The organism is Streptomyces zhihengii, assembly GCF_016919245.1.
In the GTDB taxonomy this organism is placed as follows: Bacteria; Actinomycetota; Actinomycetes; order Streptomycetales; family Streptomycetaceae; genus Streptomyces; species Streptomyces zhihengii.
In genome coordinates this window covers 1,587,685-1,608,303 of the sequence record NZ_JAFEJA010000001.1, presented here as the reverse complement: position 1 = coordinate 1,608,303, position 20,619 = coordinate 1,587,685, and the positions used below count along the sequence as shown (strand labels likewise).

The window sequence follows — 20,619 nt, the reverse complement described above, 5'->3', positions numbered from 1 at the left end:
GACATCATGACGCCGCAGTCCGAGCAGCCCGACATCCGACCGCTCATGGCGGGGTTCCCCACCGGGGTCTCGGTGATCACCGCCGTCGCGCCCGACGGCGAGCCGTGGGGGATGACCTGCACCTCGCTGTGCAGCGTGGCGCTGAACCCGCCCACCCTGCTGGTCTGCCTGCGCCAGGGCAGTCCGACGCTCCAGGCGGTGCAGGGCAGCGGCGCGTTCGCGGTCAACCTGCTGCACAGCCAGGCCCGGGCGACCGCCGAGCTGTTCGCGTCCGGTGTCCGGGAGCGCTTCGACAAGGTCGCCTGGCGCACCGTGGGCGACATCGGCGGCCCGCACCTGCACGAGGCGGCGCACACCATCGCCGACTGCGCCGTGCACGAGATCCAGAAGGTCGGCGACCACGCGGTGGTGATGGGGCGCGTCGCCGCCATCACCCAGCTCCAGCTCCAGCTCCCGCTGATGTACGGGATGCGCCGCTACGGCTTCTGGACGGACACGGACGAGGACCGGCACCTGGACTACGACTTCATGTCCTGAGACCGGCCGCACGGGCGGCGCGCCACCGGGCCCGGGAGCCTGCTCCCGGGCCCGCCGGCGTGCCCGGAGCCCGGCCCCGGAGCCCGGCCCCGGAGCCCGGCCCCGGAGCCCGGCCCCGGGGTCCGGTCAGACGCTGCGGCGCACCGGGCCGCGGCCGGCCCACGACAGCACGGCGGCCACCGCGAAGGCCGCCGTCACCAGCGCCCAGCCGGCCGTCCAGCCGCCGGCGGACGCGACGAGCAGGCCGAAGGCCGGGGGGCCCGCCACGAAGCCGGCGAAGAAGCCGAGGGAGACCAGGGCCGAGGCGTGCCCCGTCCTGCCGAAGCCGCTGCCCCTGGTCACCGCGACCATGGTGATCGCGTTGGCCGCGGCGGCCGACCCGCCGAGCCCCACGGCCCCCGCCCACACCAGCCAGGTCCCGGCAGCGGCGGCGGGCAGCAGCAGGGCCGACGCCACCGCGGCGACCGCGAGGACGAGCAGCGAGCGGGGGACGTCCAGCCGGTCGCTGTACTTCGACCACAGCAGCCGGGCCGCGATGCCCGAGACCCCGACGGCGGCGATGAGCGCGCCGGCGCCGCGTTCGCCGAGCGAGAGCCGCTCATGGGCGTAGAGCGGCAGATACGTGGTCAGGGAGGCCAGGCCGCAGCCGATGAAGAAGGAGACGCCCATCAGCCAGCGGGTGGGCGTGTTCGGCGGCGACGGCAGCGACAGGGCGGCCCCGGACGGCGGCGGGCCGTCCGCCGGCAGCAGCAGCGCCGCCCCGGCCGCGGCCAGCGCGAGCGGCACCACCAGGGCCAGCGCGGTGCGCCACGAGGTGGCCTGCGCCAGCGACGGCAGGACCAGTCCGGCGGTGAACGCGGCGAGCGGCACCCCCGACTGCTTCACGCCGACCGCCATCGCCCGCCGCTGCGGCGGCACATGGGCGGCGATCAGCTTGTTGGTCGCCGGGTTGGCGAGCGACTGCGCCGCGCCGCCCGCGACCAGCGCGGCGAGCAGCAGCCCGTAGCTGTGCGAGGCGGCCAGCGCGGCGAACGCGCAGGCGACCAGGACCCCCAGCAGCGCCAGCGCCCGCCGCCCGCCGACCAGGTCGGCCGCATGCCCCGCGTACAGCGACAGCAGCGCCGCGGTGCCGAAGGTCACCGCGGTGAGCAGACCGAGGCGGGGACCCGACAGGTCCAGGTCGGCGACGAGGAACGGTCCGAGCGCGCCGATGGCGTAGAGCACGAACATCGACAAGCCCATGCCGCCCGTGAGGAGGGGGAGGAGGGCCGAGGGAGGACGTGTGGTGCGCGGTGTCGTCTTTTCGCCGGGATCAGCCGTCACGCTTGCACCCCTGGTCCGTCGATGTGAATATATGGCGACTCTAGACGGCGACTATAGCAAGAGGAGTTCCGGTGCTGCCGAAGGATGTCAAGCGCACGCGGGCACAGTTGACACGTCAGCGCATCCTCGACGCCGCCATGCAGCTCTTCTCCGATCACGGCTACGTGGCCACGACCATCGAGTCCATCGCCCGCCACGCGGGCGTCGCCGTGCAGACGGTCTACTTCGCCTTCGGCAACAAGCAGCGCCTTCTCGGCCATCTCGTCGACCTCCATCTCCCGTGCACCGAGGGCCCCGAAGGGCTCACCTCCTTCACCCGGGTCGCCGAGGCGCTCGCCGTCCGCGACCCCCGTCAGCAGATGCGCCACCTCGCCCAGCTCATGAGCACGGTCAACGCGCAGGCGGCGCCGCTGCTGGAGGTGCTCCGCAACGCCGCCGTCACCTACGGGGACGGCATGGAGGAGTGGCAGGTCAACCGGAGCCGGCGGCGCACGCTGCACGGCCACTTCGTCGACTCCCTCGCCGAACGCCGGGTCCTGCGCGAGGGGCTCGGACACGAACGCGCCCTCGACATCTGCGGCGCGCTGCTCGGCCCCGAGCTCTACCACCTGCTCGCCACGGAACGGAACTGGACCAGGGAGCAGTGGGAGGACTGGGCCTACGACAGCCTCTGCTGCCACCTGATCGGGGACGCCTGACGGCCCGTTTGCCGCCCGGCCGCCTCCAGAGGTTATGCAGATCGCCTTCAGCGGGCGCGATGCAGACTGCTGGACGGGCACAGCGGCCCTGCGCGTCGACGGGGGAGTGGCAAGGGTGGACAGCGGCAGTGACAGCGACAAACGGCCGAGGTTCCTCGTCGTCACGGTGGGGAGCCGCGCCGCCTTCCACACCGCGGTCGCCGCCGCGCTGAACGGCCTGACCGGAGACGGGGACCCGGGCGCCGCGTCCCGGCTGGTCACCGATGTCGCCGGGCCCCTGCCCGCGCCGCCCGACCACCCCGAGTGGCACACCGTTGCCGGACGCGCCCGCAGGTTCCTGGACCGGGTGGTGCCCGACGCCGAGGTCCGCCATCTCGCCGCCGCCACCTTCCCGGCCGCCGCCGGGGCGCTGGCCGGCGCACTGGCCCGCCGGCGCTCCGGGGACGACAGGCTCGCCCTCGTCCTCACCGAACCGGACGGACCGCGGCGGCAGCCGGACGGGACGATCGCCGCCGGGCTCGCCCTGCTCGCCGAGGCGCTCGGCGACACGCCCCACACCTTCACCTCCCGGACCGTCCTCGTCTACGACCGCGCCCCGCTCGGCCCCGCCCTCGTCGCCGGCCCCTACGGCCGCCGGCGCGCCCCGGACCGGGACTGGGTGCTCGCCGCCGACGTCGCCGTCGCCTTCACCGACTGGGTCCAGCTCGACTACGCCTCCACGGCGCTGCGGAGCGCGTCGGCCACCGGTCGCTCGCTGCTCGGCGAGCAGCTGGCCGCCTTCCTCGACGCCCGCGCCGGCGCCCGCTGGGGCCTGCACTACTACACGGGCTCCGTGGTGTCGGGGCTGATCGGCGACCTGGAGGAGCACGCCGCCCGGGGCGGCAACCCCGTGCTGCGCGGCCCCAGCGAACACAGCCTCGCCTGCGGCGCGCTGGCCCGCTGGCAGCTCGACGGGGCGCCGTTCCTCGTCGTGGTCACCAGCGGCATGGTCGACGAGTTCCGCGGCACCCTGGCCAACCTCCGGGAGGCCCGCGCCCGCGGGTTCCTGGTCTGCGCCGACTCGCCCGAGGACGCCTGGTTCCCCTTCCAGGGCACCGTCCACGCCGCCGAGGACTCCCGCGAGGTGCTGCGCGCCCGCGGCGTGCCCTTCCACCACCTCGACGACCCGGCCCGCCTGGAGGAGCAACTGCGCGCCGCCTACGCCTCGTTCGAGGAGGACCGCGGCCCCGTCGTGCTGCTCGCCACCCCGGCGGTGCTGCGCGCCCCGGCGCGGGCCGAGCCCCGCCGGCCCGCGCCGCCGCCCCCGCGCCCGAGGCCCGTCCTCACGGTCCGCGAGGACGCACTCGCCCCCGTCATGGACCTGCTCAACCGCGGCCCGGACCGGGTGCTCTGGCAGTGCGGGCCGCTCGACGCGCAGGAGGAGGGCCTGGTCCACGAGATCGCCTCCCGCGCCGGCGTCGCCCTCGCCGACTCGCTCACCCGCCCGGGCACCGTCGCCCGGTTCCGCGACGGCCGCCCCGTGCCGTACTACCTCGGCACCCTCGGGCTCTACGGGTACTCGGACCGCGTCCACGACTTCCTCCACCACGGGGGCGCCCTGCGCCCCCGGGACGAGCAGTGCCTGTTCTTCCTCAAGAGCCGCATACCGGAGGCCGCCACCCCGTTCTCCCCGCGCGCCCTGGCCCGATCGCTGCGCATCGTGCAGGTGACCAGGGAACGCGCCCATCTGGCCCCGTTCGCCGACCACCCGCTGGAGTGCGACGCGGCCGCGTTCCTGCGCGCCGTCCGCGCACGGCTCGACGTGCCGGACGCCCTGCGCGACCGGCGCGAACGGGCCATCGCGCTCAGCCGCGACAGCGCCTCCGACGTGCTGCACACCCTGCCCGTGCGGCCGATGAGCGCCAACTACTTCTTCGCCCGGCTCGGCGCCGTGCTCGACACCCTCGTCCGCCGCCACGGCTACACCTGGACCGGTGTCTTCGACGTCGGCCGCGGCGGGCTGTCCGCGATCCGCAACCTCCCCCGCACCGGCCCCGGCTTCTCCGGCTGGTACGGCAGGGCCCTGATGGGCGACGCCCTCCAGGCGGTGCCGGCGCTGGCGCTGACCCGTGACGACAACGTGCTGGCCTTCGTCGGCGACGGGGCGGCCGCGCTGGTGCCCGACATCGTGCCCACCCTGGTGCAGGAGGTCACCCTCAACGGGCACCGCCTCGCGGGCCACCTGAGCGTCTTCCGGCTGGTCGACGGCGGCCACTCGGTGATCCGCACCTACCGCGAGGGGCGCCGGGCCGGACCGGCCGGGCGCCAGACCCAGGTCCTCCATCTGCTGGAAGCCGAGGGGGAGACCGACTACGGCGGACTGACCGTCACCCGCCGCGTTCTCGACGACGTCGACCACGACGAGCTCGCCGACCGCCTGCGCAGACCGGGGGCGGTCGACCTCTGGACGGTGCCGCTGGAGCACAACAACGAGGGCGACGGCCTGAGTCTGCTCTCCTCCCTCGGCTGGCAGCGCGACCGCCTGCCGGACCTGGCCTTCGGCATGGCCCGGCGCCCGGGCCCGCGCCCCGCCCGCTGACCCGGCCCGCCCGGCACCGCGCCCCGCCGTCCCGTCAGGGTCCCGGCCCGTCTCCCGGCCCCGCCCCCGCCCGGGCCGTCCCCGCCACCCGCGCGGAGAGTCACCCGCTCGTTCCCAGACGAAGGAGAGCCCGGTGAAGTTCGGCTTCCTGGCCCACGCCGTCAGCCCCGCCCACCGCAACCAGATGCGCGGCCTGGACCTGCTGGGCCGCCTCCTCGACGACCACCGCGGCACCGTGCGCCCGCCCGGCCCGCGGCTGCACGTCCCGCTGCCGATGCTCACCTCCGTCACCTCGCCGACCGGCGACCGGTGCGACGGCGAGGTCCGCGGCCTGGCCTTCACCGCCGAGCAGATCCTCGAACGCCCCACCGCCGCCCGGGAGATGGTCGCCGCCGAGGTGGCCGCGCTGCGGGACGCCGGAGCGGAGATCGTCGGACTCGGCGGCGCCACCTCCATCGTCGGCGACCGCGGCCTGTGGACCGCGGCCCGGTCCGGCGTCCCCGTCACCAGCGGCAACTCGCTCACCGCCTACGCGGCCCACGAGGCGCTGCGCCGCTGCGCGCGGCTGCTCGGCCCCGCCGCGGCCGACGCGCCCGTGGTGGTCGTCGGCTACCCCGGCTCGATCGCCCTCGCGGTCGCCCGGCTGCTGCTCGCCGACGGGTTCCGCCTGGAACTGGTCGTCCGCCGGGGCCGCGCCGCCGGGGGGCTGCTGCGCTGGCTGGACCCGGCGGAACGGGAGCGGGTGGTGCTCCTCGACGACATCGCCGGCTGCTACGCCGCCCCGCGCCTGTACATCGCGGCGACCTCCTCGGGCGGGGTCGTCGACACCGGCCGGCTGCACCCCGGTTCGGTGGTCGTGGACGTCGCCCTGCCCCGCGACGCGCCCCTGCCGCCCGCCCGCCGGGACGTGCTCGTCGTGGACGGCGGCCTGGTCAGCGCCGACGCGTCCGTGCGCGTCGGCGACGGCGGCCTCCCCGCCCCCACCCAGCAGCTCAACGGCTGCCTGGCCGAGACCCTGGTGCTCGCCCTGGAGGGCACGGCCGAGAACTGGTCCCTCGGCCGGGAGATCGACGTGGCCGGGGTGCGCCGCATCGGCGCGCTCGCCGCCCGCCACGGCTTCCTGCCCACCCCGCTCGCCATGTTCGGCCGCCCGCTCGCCGACGAGGACATCGCCCGGCTGGCCCCCCACCACACCCCGCGGCCCCGGCCGGCGGCCCCCGCGACCACCGGACCCGCCGCGGCCCCCGCGACCACCGGACCCGCCGCGGCCCCCTCGACCACCGGACCCGCCGCGTCCGCCGCCGCCCCCGGATCGGGCGAGGCATCCGGAACCGCCGCCGCCCCCGGATCGGCCGATGCGTCCGGAACCGCCGCCCCCGCACCCGCCGAGGCGTCCGAGTCCGCCGACGCGGCGAGCCGGCGGCGCTTCCGCGACCACGTCAACCCGCCCCTGTCCCGGCTGTTCGCCGCCCACGGGATGGACCGGGTGTTCACCCGCGCGGACGGCTGTGTGCTCACCACCGCCGACGGCACCGACTACCTGGACTTCGTCGCCGGCTACGGTGCCGTCAGCCTGGGCCACAACCACCCCCGGGTGGTGGGGGCCCTGCGCGCCTTCCTCGACGGGGGCGCCCCCACCTTCACCCAGTACGTCTCGGTGCCGGTGCAGACCGGCGAACTCGCCGAACGGCTGAGCTCCCTCGCCCCGGGCCGCCTGGAGCGGGTCTTCTTCAGCAACTCCGGCGCCGAGGCGGTGGAGGCGGCGCTGAAGACCGCCCGCGCCGGCACCGGCCGCACCCGCCTGGTGCACACCGCCAACAGCTACCACGGCAAGACGATGGGCGCGCTGTCCGTCACCGGACGCGCGGCGCACGGCCGGGCGTTCGCCCCGCTGCTCGGCGACGTCGTCTCCGTCCCCTACGGCGACACCGAAGCCCTCGCCCGGGCCGTCGAGGGCGCCGCCGCCTTCATCGTCGAACCGGTGCAGGGCGAGGGCGGTGTGGTGCTGCCGCCGCCCGGCTACCTGCTGGAGGCGCAGCGCCTGTGCCGCCGTGCCGGGGCCGCCTTCGTCCTCGACGAGATCCAGACCGGACTGGGCCGCACCGGGGCCATGTTCGCCGCCGCGCACGACGGGCTCGAACCGGACGTGGTGTGCCTCGCCAAGTCGCTCTCCGGGGGACTGGTCCCGATCGCCGCCACCCTGGTGCGCGCGGAGCTCTGGGACGCCGCCTACGGCAGCACCGACCGGGCCGTGCTCCACTCGTCGACCTTCGGCGGCGGCAACCTCGCCGCCGCCGTGGCCCTCGCGGCACTGGACGTGGTGGAGGAGGAGCACCTCCCCGAGCGGGCCCGGACGACCGGCGCACGGCTGCGCGAGGGACTGCGCACGGCCTGCGCCCCGTACGGCTTCGTCCGCGAGGTGCGCGGCATCGGACTGATGAACGCCGTCGAGTTCGACGGCGACTTCTCCGGCGCCGCCGGAGCCCTCGCGGACGAACTCCTCACCCGCCTCCCGGGCGATCTGCACGGCCTCGTCGACTGGCTGCCCGACGACGTGCGGAGCGCGGTGCGCCGGGCCGGCGAGGCGCTGGAGTCCTCCCTCGGGGACATGCTGTGCCTGCGCTTCGCCGCCCAGCTCGCCCGCGACCACCGGATGCTCACCTTCGTCACGGCCAACAGCAACCGGGTGCTGCGCATCCAGCCGCCGCTCACCCTGACCGACGCCCAGGCCGACGCCTTCACGGCCGCCGTCTCCGCGGTCTGCGCCGATCTCGCGCTGCACGCAGGCAGCGTCACCGCGCCCCCCGCGCCGGGACCCGCCGGCCGCACCTGAACCGGCCGCGCCCGCCGCGCCCGCAGTACCCCCGGGTCCCCGTCGACCCCGTCGACCTCGGCCCCGACTCTTCGCCCCCACCTCCGCCCCCCACCTCCGCCCCCACCCTCGACCCTCGACCGAAGGACGAACCGATGACGACAGGAACCACCTCGGCCGACGCGATCCTCCACCGTGTGAGCGCGCTGCTGGAGGAGAAGCTCGGCCTCCTCCCCGAGGAGATCACCGCGGAGGCCCGGTTCAAGGACGACCTGGGCCTCGACTCGCTCGACATGGTCGAGCTGCTGACCATCATGGAGACGGAGAGCGGGCGGCCCGTCGACGACGACGCGGTCCTCGGGCTCGCCACCGTCGGCGACGTCGTCGGCTACCTCGTCGCGCACGGGAGCGGAGCGCGGCGGTGAGCGGCCCGCGGGTGGTCGTCACCGGGGTCGGGCCCGTCACGCCCATCGGCACCGGGCGCCACGACTTCTGGCAGGCCCAGCTCAAGGGGGTCAGCGGGATCCGCGCCATCACCCGCTTCGACGCCACCGGCCTCCCCGTCCGCATCGCCGGTGAGGTCGACCTGCCGCCCGGCCTCGCCCCCGGGCGGCGCGAGGAACTGGCCACGGACCGCGCCACCCATCTCGCGCTCGCCGCCGCCCGGCTCGCCCTCGACGACGCCGGCCTCGACCTCACCGCCCTGGACCGCGACCGGGTGGGTGTGGCCATCGGCACCGGCGCCGGCGGCGTGGGCAGCCTGGAGCGCAACGCCCGGCTGCTCCAGACCGACGGGCCCCGCCGGATCGGCGCCCGCTCGGTCGTGATGTCGATGGCCAACGCCCCCGCGGCGAACGTCGCCATCGCCCACGGCATCACCGGCCCCAGCACCTCCGTGGTCACCGCCTGCGCCTCCGGCGCCGAAGCCCTGGTCACGGCCGCCCAGATGATCGTCTCCGACGAGGCCGACGTGGTGCTGGCCGGCGGCGCCGAGGCGCCCGTCACCGCGCTGATCGTCGCCGGGTTCGCCCGGGCCGGGGCCCTGTCCGGCCGGGGTGGCGAACCCGCCGCCGCCAGCCGCCCGTTCGGCGCCGACCGGGACGGCTTCGTGCTCGCCGAGGGCGCGGCGGTGCTCGTGCTGGAGTCGGAGGAGCACGCCCGCGCCCGGGGCGCCGAGGTGCTCGCCGTCCTCGCGGGCTGGGGACGGACCTCCGACGCCCACCATGTGGCCGGCCCCCACCCCGAGGGCGCGGGCGCGGCCCGCGCGATCCGCCGGGCGCTGCGGTCCGCCGGGTGGGCGCCCTCGGACGTCTCCTACGTCAACGCCCACGGCACCGGCACCCGTTACAACGACGACGCCGAGGCCAGGGCCCTGAGGGCCGCGCTGGGCGAGGCCGCGGCGCACGTCCCGGTGTCGGCCACCAAGTCGATGACCGGGCACGCGCTGGGCGCCGCCGGTGCCGTGGAGGCGGTGGCGAGCGTGCTGGCCCTGCGGCACGGCACCGTCCCGCCAACGCTCAACCTCGACTCACCGGATCCGGCCATCGGGCTCGACGTGGTGGGTGCCGAACCGCGCCCGGCCGCCCTGCGGGCCGTGCTGTCCGACTCCTTCGCGTTCGGCGGTCACAATGTGGTGCTCGCCTTCGGCACCTGACCTCGCCCGACCGCTGTGACCTGCGGCTTCGTCGGCGGCTCCGTCCGTCTTCCGGAGTGTGCGGCGCCGAGCAATCTGGGAGAAGACGGGCCTTTGCCCGCTCTGCAACACTCGGCGGACCGGGGGCCGGATCAGGCCCCCGCCGGGCCATGGCCAGGAAGGACCGCTTCACTGCGAGCGGTACAGCTCCCCGAGTGCCCACGGCTTGCGCCCTCCGGCCCACGGTTGAGGCGGTGACTCCTGGAATGGAACGGACTGCCGCACTCATCGGAAGGACACGACATGCACGACATGCACGTCACGGCCAGTCCGGTCTGGGACGAGCTGAAGGTCTGGGACCGGCTGCCGGTCTGGGACCGCCTGCCCGTCTGGGACCGCCTGCCGGTCTGGGACGAGCTGAAGGTCTGGGACGAGCTCAAGGTCTGGGACTGTCTCCCCGTGTGGGACGAGCTCAAGGTCTGGGACCGCCTGCCGGTCTGGGACGAGCTCAAGGTCTGGGACGAGCTGAAGGTCTGGGACGAACTGCCCGTGTGGGACGAGCTCAAGGTGTGGGACGAGCTCACCGTCTGGGACCTGATCCAGGTCTGGGACGCCCACGAGCAGGGTGACACGGCCAAGGTCTGGGACCTGGCCACCGTCTGATCCCTCCCGGCCCGGGGGCCTCCCGCACGGATCGGGGCCCGCGCGCACGCCGAGATCCGGACGAGAGGCCCGAGGGGTGAACCGACCCCGTCCGGCCGACCGCAAGCACCGGTGCGGGGCCTGGGGCCCCCGGGCCCCGCACCGGCTCCACCGGCGGCCGGGACACGACCGAAGGACAACCGCCGTGACGCAGATGGACGACCTCCCGGCCCCCGCCGTGCGACCCGCGCCGCCCGGCGCCTTCACCGTGCGCCCCGGCGTGCCGGACGACTGGGACGCGCTCCTCGGAGCGGGTTCCCCGGCGACGCTCAGCCGCCGCTGGATCACCCTGGCCGAGGGCCGCATCCCCGGCGGCGCCCGCACCCTGGCGCTGAACGGCGGGCACGGCCCCTCGGTGGCCCTCGTCGGCGGCCCGGTCGCCGAGCCCACCGGCCATGTGCGCTTCGACCCCTTCCGGGTGCTCTCCGGCGGCAGCGCCGCCGACGGCGTCGCCGAACTGGGGCCGCACCCCTGGCGAGGACGCGCCCCCGAGGACGTCTTCCCGTGCTGCCTGCTGATGTTCCCCAACTACGAGACCGCCCCGGCGGGCCCCGGCGCCCACGACCCGGTGGCCTGCGGCCGCTGGGTCGACGGCCTGGTGGACTGGGCCCGGGACAACGGCATGCGGTCCGTGGCCGGCCTCTTCCTGCGCCCCGACTTCCCCGTCTTCACCGACGCCCTGCGCGAGCGGGGCTTCGACATCGTCCCCATGGTCGACCGCTGCGACATGGACGTCACCTGGCAGGACTTCGACGGCTACCTCGCGACGCTGCCGCGCAAGCGCCGGTTCGCCGTCCGCCGGGAGCTGCGCGACATCGCGCTGGCCGGCGTCGTCGTCGGCGAGCGCCCGGTGGGGGAGGAGGAGCCCGAACTGGTCAGGCTCCGCCACCAGATCGTCACCAAGTACGGCGGCGTCCCGGACGCCGAGCGGGAGGCCGGCTCGCTGCGCCACCTGCGCGAGCACTTCGGCCCGGAGAACGTCACCGTCGTGGAGGCCCGTCGGGACGGGGCGCTGCTCTCGTTCAGCATCCTCGTCCGCGACGGCGCGCAGTGGACCGTCCTGATGAGCGGCACCGACTACGACCGCCCCGACGCCTCCTTCACCTACTTCGCCACGATGTTCTACCGCCCCGCGGAACTCGCCCCCCGCCTGGGGATCACGTCGATGGCGTACGGCCTCGGGACGCTCCAGGCGAAGAAGCTCCGCGGATGCACCGTCAACACCCTTTCCGCGGCAGCCCTGCTGCTCGACCGATGAGGAGAAGTCCGTGCCGCAACCACCGGTACCGCACCACGACGGCAAGGTCCTGCTCGTCGCCGACCAGGGGCTCCAGTCCGGCGAGCACCTGACCCCGCAGCAGGTCGACCGCAAGGTGGAGGACTTCTACGAGGGCATCGGCGGCGAACCGTTCTTCCAGGCGCTGGCCACCCGCTTCTACGAACTCGTCGCCGAGGACCCGGTACTCGTCGCGCTGTTCGTCACGGACGACTGGGCCGAGCACAGCGCCCGCCTCGCCGCCCACTTCGTGCGCATGTACGGCGCCAACGACCTCACCGCCGCCTGGGACCCGCGGCTGCACCAGGCGCACAGCCACTTCCTGATCGGACGCGACCACCGGGTCCGCTGGCTGGAGCTCATCGCCCGGGCCGGGCGCGACATCGCCGCCCCCGAGCCGCAGTTCGGCGAGTTCCTCACCATCATGAAGGTCGCCAGCGGCGAGATGATGGCCGCCTCCCGGGGCGCCGCCCTGGCCCGCGGCGAACGCTTCCACTGGGACGGGACACGGGGATGACCGGCACGGGGCTGCGGCATGTCGCCGTGGTCGGGGCGGGAGCGGCGGGGGCGTTCTTCACCCTGGAGCTGTCACGCCTGAGACCGGACGTGACCATCGACCTCCACGACCGGGACGGCCGCGGGCCGGGCGCCGGGATCGTGATGTCCACCGAGTTCATGGACGGGCTCCGGCCCCGTTTCCCCGGCGTCTTCGACCTGCCGCCGGACGCCACCGGCACCTGGGACCGCACCCTGACCCGCGTCGGCGACGAGGACATCTGGTCCGGCGCCTACGGGACCGTCGCCCTCGGACGGCGGGCCTTCCACGCCCGCACCCGGGCCCTGGCGGAGGCCGGCCCCCGGGTGCGGGCGGTGCGCGGGACCGTCGGTTCCGCGCCCGGGCGGGCCGATGTGGTGGTCGTCGCCGACGGGGCCGGGAGCGCGCTGCGCCGCTCCCGTGCCGAGGCGTTCGGCACGACCGTCACCGAAGGCCGCACCCACTTCCTGTGGGCCTCGGCACCGGTGCGCCTCGACCCGCAGTTCGTCCTGAAGGACGTGCGCCCGGGGCTGCTGGTCGTCCACGCCTACCCGCACGGCGCCGAGGAGAGCACCTTCATCGTCGAGTCGGACCCCGCCACGCTCGCCGCGCACGGACTGGGCGGGGACAGGCCGCTGCCGGAGACGGAGAAGGAACTCGCCGTGATCTTCGCCGACGAGCTGCGCGGCGCGCCGCTGCACGCGCAGACCGCGCGCTGGCAGCCGTTCCGCACGGTGGCCAACTCCCGCTGGCACGACGGGCGGTGGGTGCTGGTCGGCGACGCCGCCCACACCGCGCACTTCTCCATCGGGTCAGGCACCAGCCTGGCGGTCGACGACGCGCTCTGCCTCGCCCGTCTGCTGGCCGGCGCCGCCGACGTCCCCGAGGCGCTCGACGCCTACGAGCGGGAGCGCCGGCCCGTGGTCGAGGCCGCGCAGTCCGAGGCGGCGGAGAGCGTCGAGTGGTTCGAGACCCTCTGCCGCCGCGGCCGGGTGGACGGGCACCGCACGGTCTTCGCGCTGCGCAGCCGCCGGCGGATGAACACCTGGGCGCGGCTGCGCGAGCGCGACCCGGAGTTCGCCGCGCGGACGCTGGCCCGCCTCGCGGGCGGGGGCGCGGCCACGGCCCCGAGCGAGGTGCCCGTCGCCCTCGGCGCGCTGACGGCGACGGGCCGTCTCGCCGAGGCCGAACTCGCCACGGCGGCCGGTGGCGGCGGTGTCCTGCTGGTGCCCACCGCGCACGGCACCGTGCGCTGCCCGCTCCTGCCCCCGACCGCCGCCCCCGCCACCCGCCCCGGCACGCCCGCCGCCCCCGCGGTGGGCCTGCTTCTGGACGCCTCCGCCGAGCCGGACCCTGTCGCGGACGCATCCGGCGGGGCGGGCCCCGCGGCCGGCGCCGCCGGTGCGCCGGGCCCCGTTGCGGGTGCCCCCGGTGTGAGGGGCCCGGTCGGCCTCGTCTCCGACGCAACGGCTCTCGCGGTGGACGCTCCCGGTGCGGCGGGCTCTGCCGTCGACGCTTCCGGCGGGGCGGGCGCCCCCGATGGGAGGGACCCCGTCACCCTCGTCCCCGATGCATCTGCCCTCCGGGCCGACGCTTCCGGTGGGGCGGGCCCCGCGGCCGGCGCCGCCGGTGGGGTGGGCCCCGTCGTGGACGCCTCCGCCGTGCCGGGCGTCCCGCCCGGCGCTCCGGTTGCGGCGGGCCTGCCCGCCCCCGCCCCGGCGGCAGAGCTTGCCGCGTGGGCGGCCCGGCGGGGGTTCGACTTCCTCGCCGTACCCGTGCGGCCCGGCGCGGGCCGTGTCTCGCGTACCCGGCGGGCGGAGGAGCTGACCGCCGCCGGGGTGCTGCCCGTGGTGCTGCTGGCGGAGGCCGGGCTGCCGGCGGACGAGGCGGACACCCTCGTCGCCGCCGGCCGGGCGGACCTCGTGGCCCGGTGCGCCCAGGTGCCCGGGGACGCGGCTCCGGAGGCCGCCGGATGAGCGGCACCGGCCCACCGGCGGATCCGGCCCCCGGCACCGGCCCGGCGGGCGCCCGGTCAGAAGTAGTCGCGCATCAGCTCGGCGGACCACCCCGGCTCGCGGACCGCCCCCCGGGCGGCGAATTGCGGGAGGTACGGCTTCACGTCGAGGACCGGGCTCCCGTCCAGCGCGTCGAGCCCGCGCACGGTCAGCGTCAGCCCGTCCACGGACAGCAGCGCGCAGACGGTGACGCCGAGATGGTTGGGCCGGTTCGGAGCCCGCTGGGCCAGGATCCCGACCCGGGGCCAGTCCGGGTTGCCGCGCGGATGCTGCGTCCCCCGGCACACCCGGTCGGTCAGATGGAAGCCGAAGACGACCTCCACGTGCGAGTAGTCCGACAGCCCGAGCGTCGCCTCCGGCTCCAGTTCCGCGGGGCTCAGCTCGATCCTGCACTCGACGTCCCCCCAGTCGTCCTGCCTCGTCCCCTGCCGGGGGCCGCGGACGACGCCGATGGGCACGAAGGCATGCGGCATGGAATCGCCTTTCGACGGAAAAGTGCGGGTTTGGCCCGATCATGCCCGCGTCCTGACGCCACGTCAATCCTCGTATGCACCGGGAGTCACCGATGACTGAATCCGCGCAGGAGGCCCGGCAGGGCCGGCGGTCCTTCCTGTCCGCGCTGCTGCCGGAACCGGGGCCCGGGCGGCTCCTCGTGCTGTGCACGGCCGTCGCGAGCCTCGGCAACGGCCTCTACATGGCGGGCGGCGCCGTCTACTTCGCCCGGGTCGTCGGCCTGTCCCCGGCGCAGATCGGCATCGGGCTCTCCGTCGCCGGTGTGATGGCGCTCGTCCTCGGCGTCCCCGTCGGCTTCCTCGCCGACCGCTTCGGGCCGCGCGGCACGACCGCCGTGCTCGCCCTGTGCAAGGCGGCGATGCTGGTCTTCGCCGTCTTCGTCGACTCCTTCGCCCTGTACCTGGTGATGGCCGCGCTGCTGGGCACCGCGGAACAGACCGGCCATGTCGCCCGTGGCGCGCTGGTGTCCGGGGTGATGGGGCGCGAGGGCCGGGTCAAGCTCTCCGCCTACATGCGCTCGGTCTTCAACGGCGGCTTCGCCGTGGCCTCGCTCGCCGCCGGCTTCGTGATCGCGGTCGACTCCCGCTCGCTGTACCTCGGGCTGTTCTGGGGCAACGCGATCGCCATGGTGCTCGTCGCCGGGCTGTACATGCGGCTGCCCCGGGTGGCGCCGCAGCCCCGGCAGCCGCGCGGCCGGCGCGAGCAGTCCGCCGTCCGTGACGTCCCGTACATCATGGTCGCCCAGGTCTCCGGGCTCGCCCGCATCGGCCCGACCGTGCTCGCCCTCGGTGTGCCGCTGTGGCTGGTCACCCACACCGACGCCCCGCGCGCCATGGCCGCCTGGCTGATGCTCATCAACACCCTGATGGTCGTCTTCCTCCAGGTCTACGTCGCCCGGGACGCCGACACCGTGGCCGGCGCGAGCCGCCTCCAGAAGTGGACCTTCCTCGTGCTCGCCGTGGCCTGCGCGGTCGCCGCGTTCTCCGGGGACGTCCCCGCCTGGGCCGCCGCCGCCACCCTCGCCGTCGCCACCGTGCTCTTCACCCTCGGCGAGATCTGGGGCGAGGCGGCACGCTGGGGACTGCGCTACGAACTCGCCCCGGAGAACGCCCAGGGCCAGTACGGCGGGGTGTTCGCCACCGGGGACGCCCTCGCCGTCATCGCCGGCCCCGTCCTGGTGACCACCGTGCCCGACCGCCTCGGGGCGGTCGGCTGGCTGCTGCTCGCCGTCCTGTTCACCGGTTCGCTCGCCCTCAGCGGCCCCGTGACCCGCTGGGCGGTGCGCACCAGGGTCCCCGCGGCACAGGCCGCCGAGGCCGCCGAAGAGAGCAATCTGCAAGGCGCTCCCGGCGCGACGGCGCCGCAACAATGAGCCCCCGGCAGCCGGTTGGGTCCGGCTCGTGCAGAGGAGTCAGCGATGTCCAGTAACCTCCCCGCATTCAAGGAACTGATCGGCCAGGCGAAGCACTCGGCCATCCACCTGGAGATGCGTGACACGTACACACCGAAGGGCCCGGTGTTCGTGGACTGGCAGGCCGGCAAGCCGATCGAGTACGACCGGCACCTCGACTGGGTCGAACTCGTGCAGGAGACCCTGGCTCGGGGCGTCACCTGGCGGCGGCTGCGCATCGTCTCCGAGCCGGTGACGGACTTCATCCGGTACGAGTGGGAGACGACCACCATCGTCAACGTCCCCGCCGGCGAGGACGTGCGCTGGCTGCCCCGCAGCCGGGTGTCCGACCTGCTGTTCCCCGGCAACGACTTCTGGGTGTTCGACGGCAAGCTGGTCCGGTTCACCGAGTTCCACGGCGACGGCTCCTGGGGCCCGCACACCCTGAACGAGGACCCGGCCATCGCGAAGATGTGCACCGACTCCTTCGAGGCCGCCTGGGAGCGCGGCATCGACCACGGGGACTACACGCCCGAGTGGACGCCCGCCGGGTCGAACGGCTGATCCTGCGGTGGCCGAACCCTACGCACCCGTGCCGGACGACTGGCAGCGCGCGCTGGCCGTCGTCGCCCACCCCGACGACCTGGAGTACGGCCCCGCGCTGGCCGTCGCGGCCTGGACCGCGGCCGGCCGCGAGGTCTCCTATCTGATGGTGACCCGCGGACAGGCGGGCATGGACACCGTGACGCCCGAGGAGGCCGGGCGCATCCGCGAGGAGGAGGAGATCCGGGCCGCCGCGCTCGTCGGCGTCAAGGAGATCGAGTTCCTCGACCACCCCGACGGCACCATCGAGTACGGACTGCCGCTGCGCCGCGACATCGCCGCCGCCATCCGCAGGCACCGCCCCGACATCCTCGTCACGCTCAACTTCCACGAGCGCTGGCGGGGCGGCGACTGGAACAGCCCGGACCACCGCCACGTCGGCCGGGCGCTGCTGGACGCCGCGAGCGACGCCGGCAACCGCTGGATCTTCCCCGAACTGGCCGCCGAGGGCCTCGAACCGTGGAAGGGCGTCCGCTACGTCGCCGTCGGCGGCTCCCCGTTCGCCGGCCACGCCGTCGACGTCACCGGCTGCATGGACCAGGGCGTCGCCGCGCTGGAGGCCCACCGCTCCTACCTCGACTACCTGGACGACCTCGGCCCCGGCCACCCGATGGCCGACGCGCGGGGGTTCCTGGAGAAGAAGGTGCGCACCTTCGGCGAGCGGTTCGGCGGCGTGCCGGCCATCGCCTTCGAGCTGATCGGCGTCTGACGCCGGCGACGGGCCCGCCGGGAGCGGAGCGGACCGGGCCTTGCGGACACACCCTGTCCGCAAGGCTCGGTACCGTCGTCCCATGGCCCACACGGCGAACCCTCCCGTACTCGGCGTCCGCGCCCTCAACCGCGCCACCCTGGAACGCCAGTTCCTGCTCCGGCGCGACCCGCACACCCGCCCGACCGCCGAGGCGGCGGTGGAACGCCTCGTCGGGCTCCAGGCGCAGAATGTCAAACCGCCCTACTTCGCCCTGGCCGCCCGCATCGCGGACTTCGACCCGCGGGAGCTCTCCGATGCCATGGCCGGCCGGAAAGTCGCCCGCCTGGTGACCCTGCGGTCCACCGTGCACACCCACACCGCCGACGACTGCCTGACGCTGCGCCCCCTCGTCCAGGCGGCCCGCGACCGCGAACTGCGCCAGTTCCGAGGCGGGCTCACCGGGGTCGACCTGGCGCGCCTGGCCCGCGTCGTGCGCGACCTCGTCGAGGAGCGGCCGCGGACCATGAAGCAGCTCCGGGAGGCCCTGCTCGTCCACTGGCCCGACGCCGACCCCTTCGCGCTCTCCGTCGCCGCCCGCTGCACCCTCCCGCTCGTCCAGGTCACCCCGCGCGGGCTGTGGGGCGCGAGCGGACAGGTCGAACTGACCACCGCGGAACACTGGCTGGGCCGCCCCGCCGAGCCCGCGCCCCCCGCCGACGGCACCGTGCTCCGCTACCTCGCCGCCTTCGGGCCCGCGTCCGTCAAGGACATGCAGACCTGGTCCGGGCTGACCAGGATGCGCGAGGTCTTCGAACGCCTGCGGCCACGCCTGCTGGTCTTCCGCGACGAGCGCGGCACCGAGCTGTTCGACCTCCCCGACGCGCCGCGCCCCGACCCCGCCACCCCGGCCCCGCCCCGCTTCCTGCCCGAGTTCGACAACCTGCTGCTCTCCCACGCGGACCGCACCCGCGTGGTGCCCGCGGAGCACAAGGGCCGCACCTGGACGGGCAACCAGGCCCACCGCACCTTCCTGGCCGACGGGTTCCTCGCCGGGACCTGGGACCTCGAAGAATCCGCCGCCACCGCGACCCTGACCGTGCGCCCCTTCGGCCCCCTCACCCGCGCCCTGCGCGCCGGCCTCACCGAGGAGGCCGCCCGGACCCTCGCCCTGATGTCCGCCGCACCCCGCCACGACATCCGCTTCGCGGACGCCTGAGGGGCCGGACGGCGACCCGCGCGCCCCGCGTGCCGGGCGGGGTCTCCCACGATGCCGCACGGTGCAGGGGCGGGGCCTCCCGTCAGGCGCCGGGGTACATCGCGGCGATCTCCCGGGCCCAGGCCTGCTCCACGACCGGGCGCCGCACCTTGAGGCTCGGGGTGAGCTCGCCCTGCGCGACGCCGAGTTCGCGGGGGAGCAGCGTGAACCTCTTCAGCGTCTGCCAGCGCTGGAGGCCGCCGTTGAGCTGCTCGACGAACCCGTCGACCAGCGCCCGGGTGCGCGGGTCGGCGACCACGCCGGAGTACGGCACGCCCCGCATGCCGTGCTCGGCCGCCCAGGGCATCAGGGCCGATTCGTCCAGCGTGATCAGCGCGGTGCAGTAGTTGCGGCCGTCGCCGATGACGACGACGGTGCCGACGAAGGGGCAGATCGCCTTGAACCTGCCCTCGATCTCGCTCGGTGCGACGTACTTGCCGCCGGAGGTCTTGAACATGTCCTTCTTGCGGTCGGTGATGCGCAGGTAGCCCTCCGGGTCGAGCTCGCCGACGTCACCGGTGCGCAGCCATCCGTCGCTCTCCAGCACCTCGGCCGTCACCTCCGGCAGACCGTGGTACCCGCGCATGACGCCGGGGCCCCGCAGCAGGATCTCCCCGTCCCCGGCGATCCGGACCTCGGACCCCGGCAGCGCCGTACCCACCGTGCCGCTCCGCGGGGCTCCCGGCGGGTTGATCGCGACACCGGCCGAAGTCTCGGTGAGGCCGTACGCCTCCAGCACGGGGATCCCCGCACCCGTGAAGAAGGGGCCCACCCCCGGAGCCAGCGCGGCGCTGCCCGAGACCGCGTGGCGCAGCCGCCCGCCGAACGCGGCACGGACCTTCGCGTAGACCAGCCGGTCGGCGAGCGCGTGCTGCAACCGCAGGGCCGCCGGCAGCCGCTTCCCGCCGCCGGCCCGGGCGGCCTCGGTGAGGGCCGTGTGGCGGCGGGCGACGTCCGCGGCCCGGAGGAACAGCCGGTGGGCCGTGCCGCCCTCGGCCCTCGCCCTCCCCAGGACCCCGTTGTAGACCTTCTCGAAGATGCGGGGCACGCACGCCATGACGGTGGGCCGGATCACGGTCAGGTTGTCGATGACACGGTCCACCCGGCCGTCCACGGCCATCACATGGCCGGTGCGGATCTGCCCCGCCAGCAGCGCCTTGCCGAACGCGTGGGACAGGGGCAGCCACAGGTAGTGGACGTCGTCGGCGCGGAGCACACCGCTGACCTCCTGGGAGACGCCCTGGTAGGCCCAGCAGTCGTGCGGCAGCAGGACGCCCTTGGGGCGGCCCGTCGTGCCGGAGGTGTAGATCAGCGTGGCGAGCCCGTCCCTGCCGACGGCGGCCACGGACTCCCGGACCGCCCCCGGGTGCCGCTCCAGGAACGCGAGGCCGCGCCGCTCCAGTTCACCGAGGGTCAGGACGGTGAGCCCTTCGACGGGGGTCCGTTCGGCGGGCTCCTCGAACAGCACCACATGGGTCAGGCCGGGCAGCCGTTCGACGGCGGCCGCGGCCTTGGCGAGCTGCCGCTCGCTTTCGGCGAAGAGCACCCGGCTGCCGGAGTCCGCCAGGATGTACGCCGTCTCGTCGGCGTCGGTGCCGGGGTACACCGTGGTGGTGGCGGCACCGGCGCACATGACGCCCAGGTCGGCGATGATCCATTCCACCCGGGTCTCCGAGGCGATCGCCACCCGCTGCTCCGGCCGGATGCCCAGCGACAGGAGCCCGGCGGCGACGGCTTCGACGCGCCGCGCCGTCTGCGCCCAGGTGAGCGAGTGCCACACGTCGGGAGCGGGGGCGCCGGGGCCGCCGGGAGCGGGGACGGGGTAGCGGTACGCCTCGGCGTCGGGGGTGGCCTCGACCCTGCTGAGGAAGAGATGGGCCACGGACGGCGGGCGGCGGTCGACGGGGGACGGCGCGGACGGGGCTGGCGGCATGACGGAACTCCTGATCGGGGGGCGGGCGTACAAGGTCCGGACGGTGCGCGGGGCGCATGCCCGGGTACGGACGGCTCGACGGCACACGGGTGCCGACCGGGCGCGCTCCGTGCGCGGCGGAAGCG

17 protein-coding genes are annotated in these 20,619 nt (G+C 75.3%); 14 read left to right on the top strand and 3 right to left on the bottom strand.

The window, feature by feature from the left end; translation table 11 throughout:
- Positions 1–6 precede the first annotated feature (6 nt).
- Entirely contained in the window at positions 7–537 is a 531-nt protein-coding gene (locus JE024_RS06805) for a flavin reductase family protein (protein WP_205372729.1), read from the top strand.
- 126 nt (positions 538–663) lie between these two features.
- Here the strand turns inward: JE024_RS06805 and JE024_RS06800 are convergent, their stop codons facing one another.
- Positions 664–1,860, bottom strand: coding sequence for an MFS transporter (locus JE024_RS06800; RefSeq protein WP_244882636.1), 1,197 nt, complete (start codon positions 1,858–1,860; stop codon positions 664–666).
- Between the two features lie 71 nt (positions 1,861–1,931).
- Between JE024_RS06800 and JE024_RS06795 the strand changes: the two genes are divergently transcribed.
- The 9 genes from JE024_RS06795 (at position 1,932) to JE024_RS06755 (ending at position 14,070) form a co-directional block, all read left to right on the top strand.
- Positions 1,932–2,558 (top strand): TetR/AcrR family transcriptional regulator, encoded by a 627-nt coding sequence (locus JE024_RS06795; protein WP_205372728.1) that lies wholly within the window; start codon positions 1,932–1,934, stop codon positions 2,556–2,558.
- A gap of 115 nt (positions 2,559–2,673) precedes the next feature.
- A complete protein-coding gene (locus JE024_RS06790) occupies positions 2,674–5,136 on the top strand; it encodes a hypothetical protein (protein ID WP_205372727.1) in 2,463 nt (820 codons plus the stop codon).
- A gap of 133 nt (positions 5,137–5,269) precedes the next feature.
- Complete coding sequence (gene pigE, locus JE024_RS41900) at positions 5,270–7,969, top strand: prodigiosin MAP biosynthesis aminotransferase PigE (protein ID WP_205372726.1); 2,700 nt, start codon at positions 5,270–5,272, stop codon at positions 7,967–7,969.
- A 134-nt stretch (positions 7,970–8,103) separates the two neighbouring features.
- Positions 8,104–8,373 carry an acyl carrier protein gene (locus JE024_RS06780; protein ID WP_205372725.1) on the top strand — a complete coding sequence of 90 codons (270 nt, stop codon included), beginning with the start codon at positions 8,104–8,106 and terminating at the stop codon, positions 8,371–8,373.
- On the top strand, positions 8,370–9,602 hold the full coding sequence (locus JE024_RS06775; RefSeq protein ID WP_244882635.1) for a beta-ketoacyl-[acyl-carrier-protein] synthase family protein: 1,233 nt from the start codon (positions 8,370–8,372) through the stop codon (positions 9,600–9,602). The genes JE024_RS06780 and JE024_RS06775 overlap by 4 nt, the downstream gene beginning before the upstream one ends.
- A gap of 282 nt (positions 9,603–9,884) precedes the next feature.
- On the top strand, positions 9,885–10,244 hold the full coding sequence (locus JE024_RS06770) for a hypothetical protein (RefSeq protein ID WP_205372724.1): 360 nt from the start codon (positions 9,885–9,887) through the stop codon (positions 10,242–10,244).
- Positions 10,245–10,428: 184 nt separating this feature from the next.
- Positions 10,429–11,541, top strand: a complete 1,113-nt coding sequence (locus tag JE024_RS06765; protein ID WP_205372723.1) for a peptidogalycan biosysnthesis protein — start codon at positions 10,429–10,431, stop codon at positions 11,539–11,541.
- 10 nt (positions 11,542–11,551) lie between these two features.
- Complete coding sequence (locus tag JE024_RS06760) at positions 11,552–12,076, top strand: truncated hemoglobin (RefSeq protein WP_205372722.1); 525 nt, start codon at positions 11,552–11,554, stop codon at positions 12,074–12,076.
- Positions 12,073–14,070 (top strand): FAD-dependent monooxygenase, encoded by a 1,998-nt coding sequence (locus JE024_RS06755; RefSeq protein ID WP_205372721.1) that lies wholly within the window; start codon positions 12,073–12,075, stop codon positions 14,068–14,070. The genes JE024_RS06760 and JE024_RS06755 overlap by 4 nt, the downstream gene beginning before the upstream one ends.
- A 56-nt stretch (positions 14,071–14,126) precedes the next feature.
- Here JE024_RS06755 and JE024_RS06750 read toward each other — a convergent pair whose 3' ends face one another.
- Complete coding sequence (locus JE024_RS06750) at positions 14,127–14,582, bottom strand: SAM-dependent methyltransferase (protein WP_205372720.1); 456 nt, start codon at positions 14,580–14,582, stop codon at positions 14,127–14,129.
- Between the two features lie 92 nt (positions 14,583–14,674).
- Here JE024_RS06750 and JE024_RS06745 point away from each other — a divergent pair, with 92 nt between their 5' ends.
- From JE024_RS06745 to JE024_RS06730, 4 genes are all read left to right on the top strand, one after another.
- Positions 14,675–15,994 (top strand): MFS transporter, encoded by a 1,320-nt coding sequence (locus tag JE024_RS06745; RefSeq protein ID WP_205372719.1) that lies wholly within the window; start codon positions 14,675–14,677, stop codon positions 15,992–15,994.
- Positions 15,995–16,039: 45 nt separating this feature from the next.
- Positions 16,040–16,576 (top strand): DUF6879 family protein, encoded by a 537-nt coding sequence (locus JE024_RS06740; protein WP_205372718.1) that lies wholly within the window; start codon positions 16,040–16,042, stop codon positions 16,574–16,576.
- Between the two features lie 7 nt (positions 16,577–16,583).
- Positions 16,584–17,324 (top strand): PIG-L deacetylase family protein, encoded by a 741-nt coding sequence (locus JE024_RS06735; protein WP_205372717.1) that lies wholly within the window; start codon positions 16,584–16,586, stop codon positions 17,322–17,324.
- A gap of 82 nt (positions 17,325–17,406) precedes the next feature.
- On the top strand, positions 17,407–18,522 hold the full coding sequence (locus tag JE024_RS06730) for a winged helix DNA-binding domain-containing protein (RefSeq protein ID WP_205372716.1): 1,116 nt from the start codon (positions 17,407–17,409) through the stop codon (positions 18,520–18,522).
- An 82-nt stretch (positions 18,523–18,604) separates the two neighbouring features.
- Here the strand turns inward: JE024_RS06730 and JE024_RS06725 are convergent, their stop codons facing one another.
- Complete coding sequence (locus JE024_RS06725) at positions 18,605–20,494, bottom strand: AMP-dependent synthetase/ligase (protein ID WP_205372715.1); 1,890 nt, start codon at positions 20,492–20,494, stop codon at positions 18,605–18,607.
- Between the last annotated feature and the right edge of the window lie 125 nt (positions 20,495–20,619).

Coding starts and splice junctions, on each gene's coding strand:
- JE024_RS06805 (WP_205372729.1), top strand. CDS start 7: ATGACGCCGCAGTCCGAGCAGCCCGACATCCGACCGCTCATGGCGGGG.
- JE024_RS06740 (WP_205372718.1), top strand. CDS start 16,040: ATGTCCAGTAACCTCCCCGCATTCAAGGAACTGATCGGCCAGGCGAAG.
- JE024_RS06730 (WP_205372716.1), top strand. CDS start 17,407: ATGGCCCACACGGCGAACCCTCCCGTACTCGGCGTCCGCGCCCTCAAC.
- JE024_RS06725 (WP_205372715.1), bottom strand. CDS start 20,494: ATGCCGCCAGCCCCGTCCGCGCCGTCCCCCGTCGACCGCCGCCCGCCG.
- JE024_RS06770 (WP_205372724.1), top strand. CDS start 9,885: ATGCACGACATGCACGTCACGGCCAGTCCGGTCTGGGACGAGCTGAAG.
- JE024_RS06755 (WP_205372721.1), top strand. CDS start 12,073: ATGACCGGCACGGGGCTGCGGCATGTCGCCGTGGTCGGGGCGGGAGCG.
- JE024_RS06750 (WP_205372720.1), bottom strand. CDS start 14,582: ATGCCGCATGCCTTCGTGCCCATCGGCGTCGTCCGCGGCCCCCGGCAG.
- JE024_RS06745 (WP_205372719.1), top strand. CDS start 14,675: ATGACTGAATCCGCGCAGGAGGCCCGGCAGGGCCGGCGGTCCTTCCTG.
- JE024_RS06780 (WP_205372725.1), top strand. CDS start 8,104: ATGACGACAGGAACCACCTCGGCCGACGCGATCCTCCACCGTGTGAGC.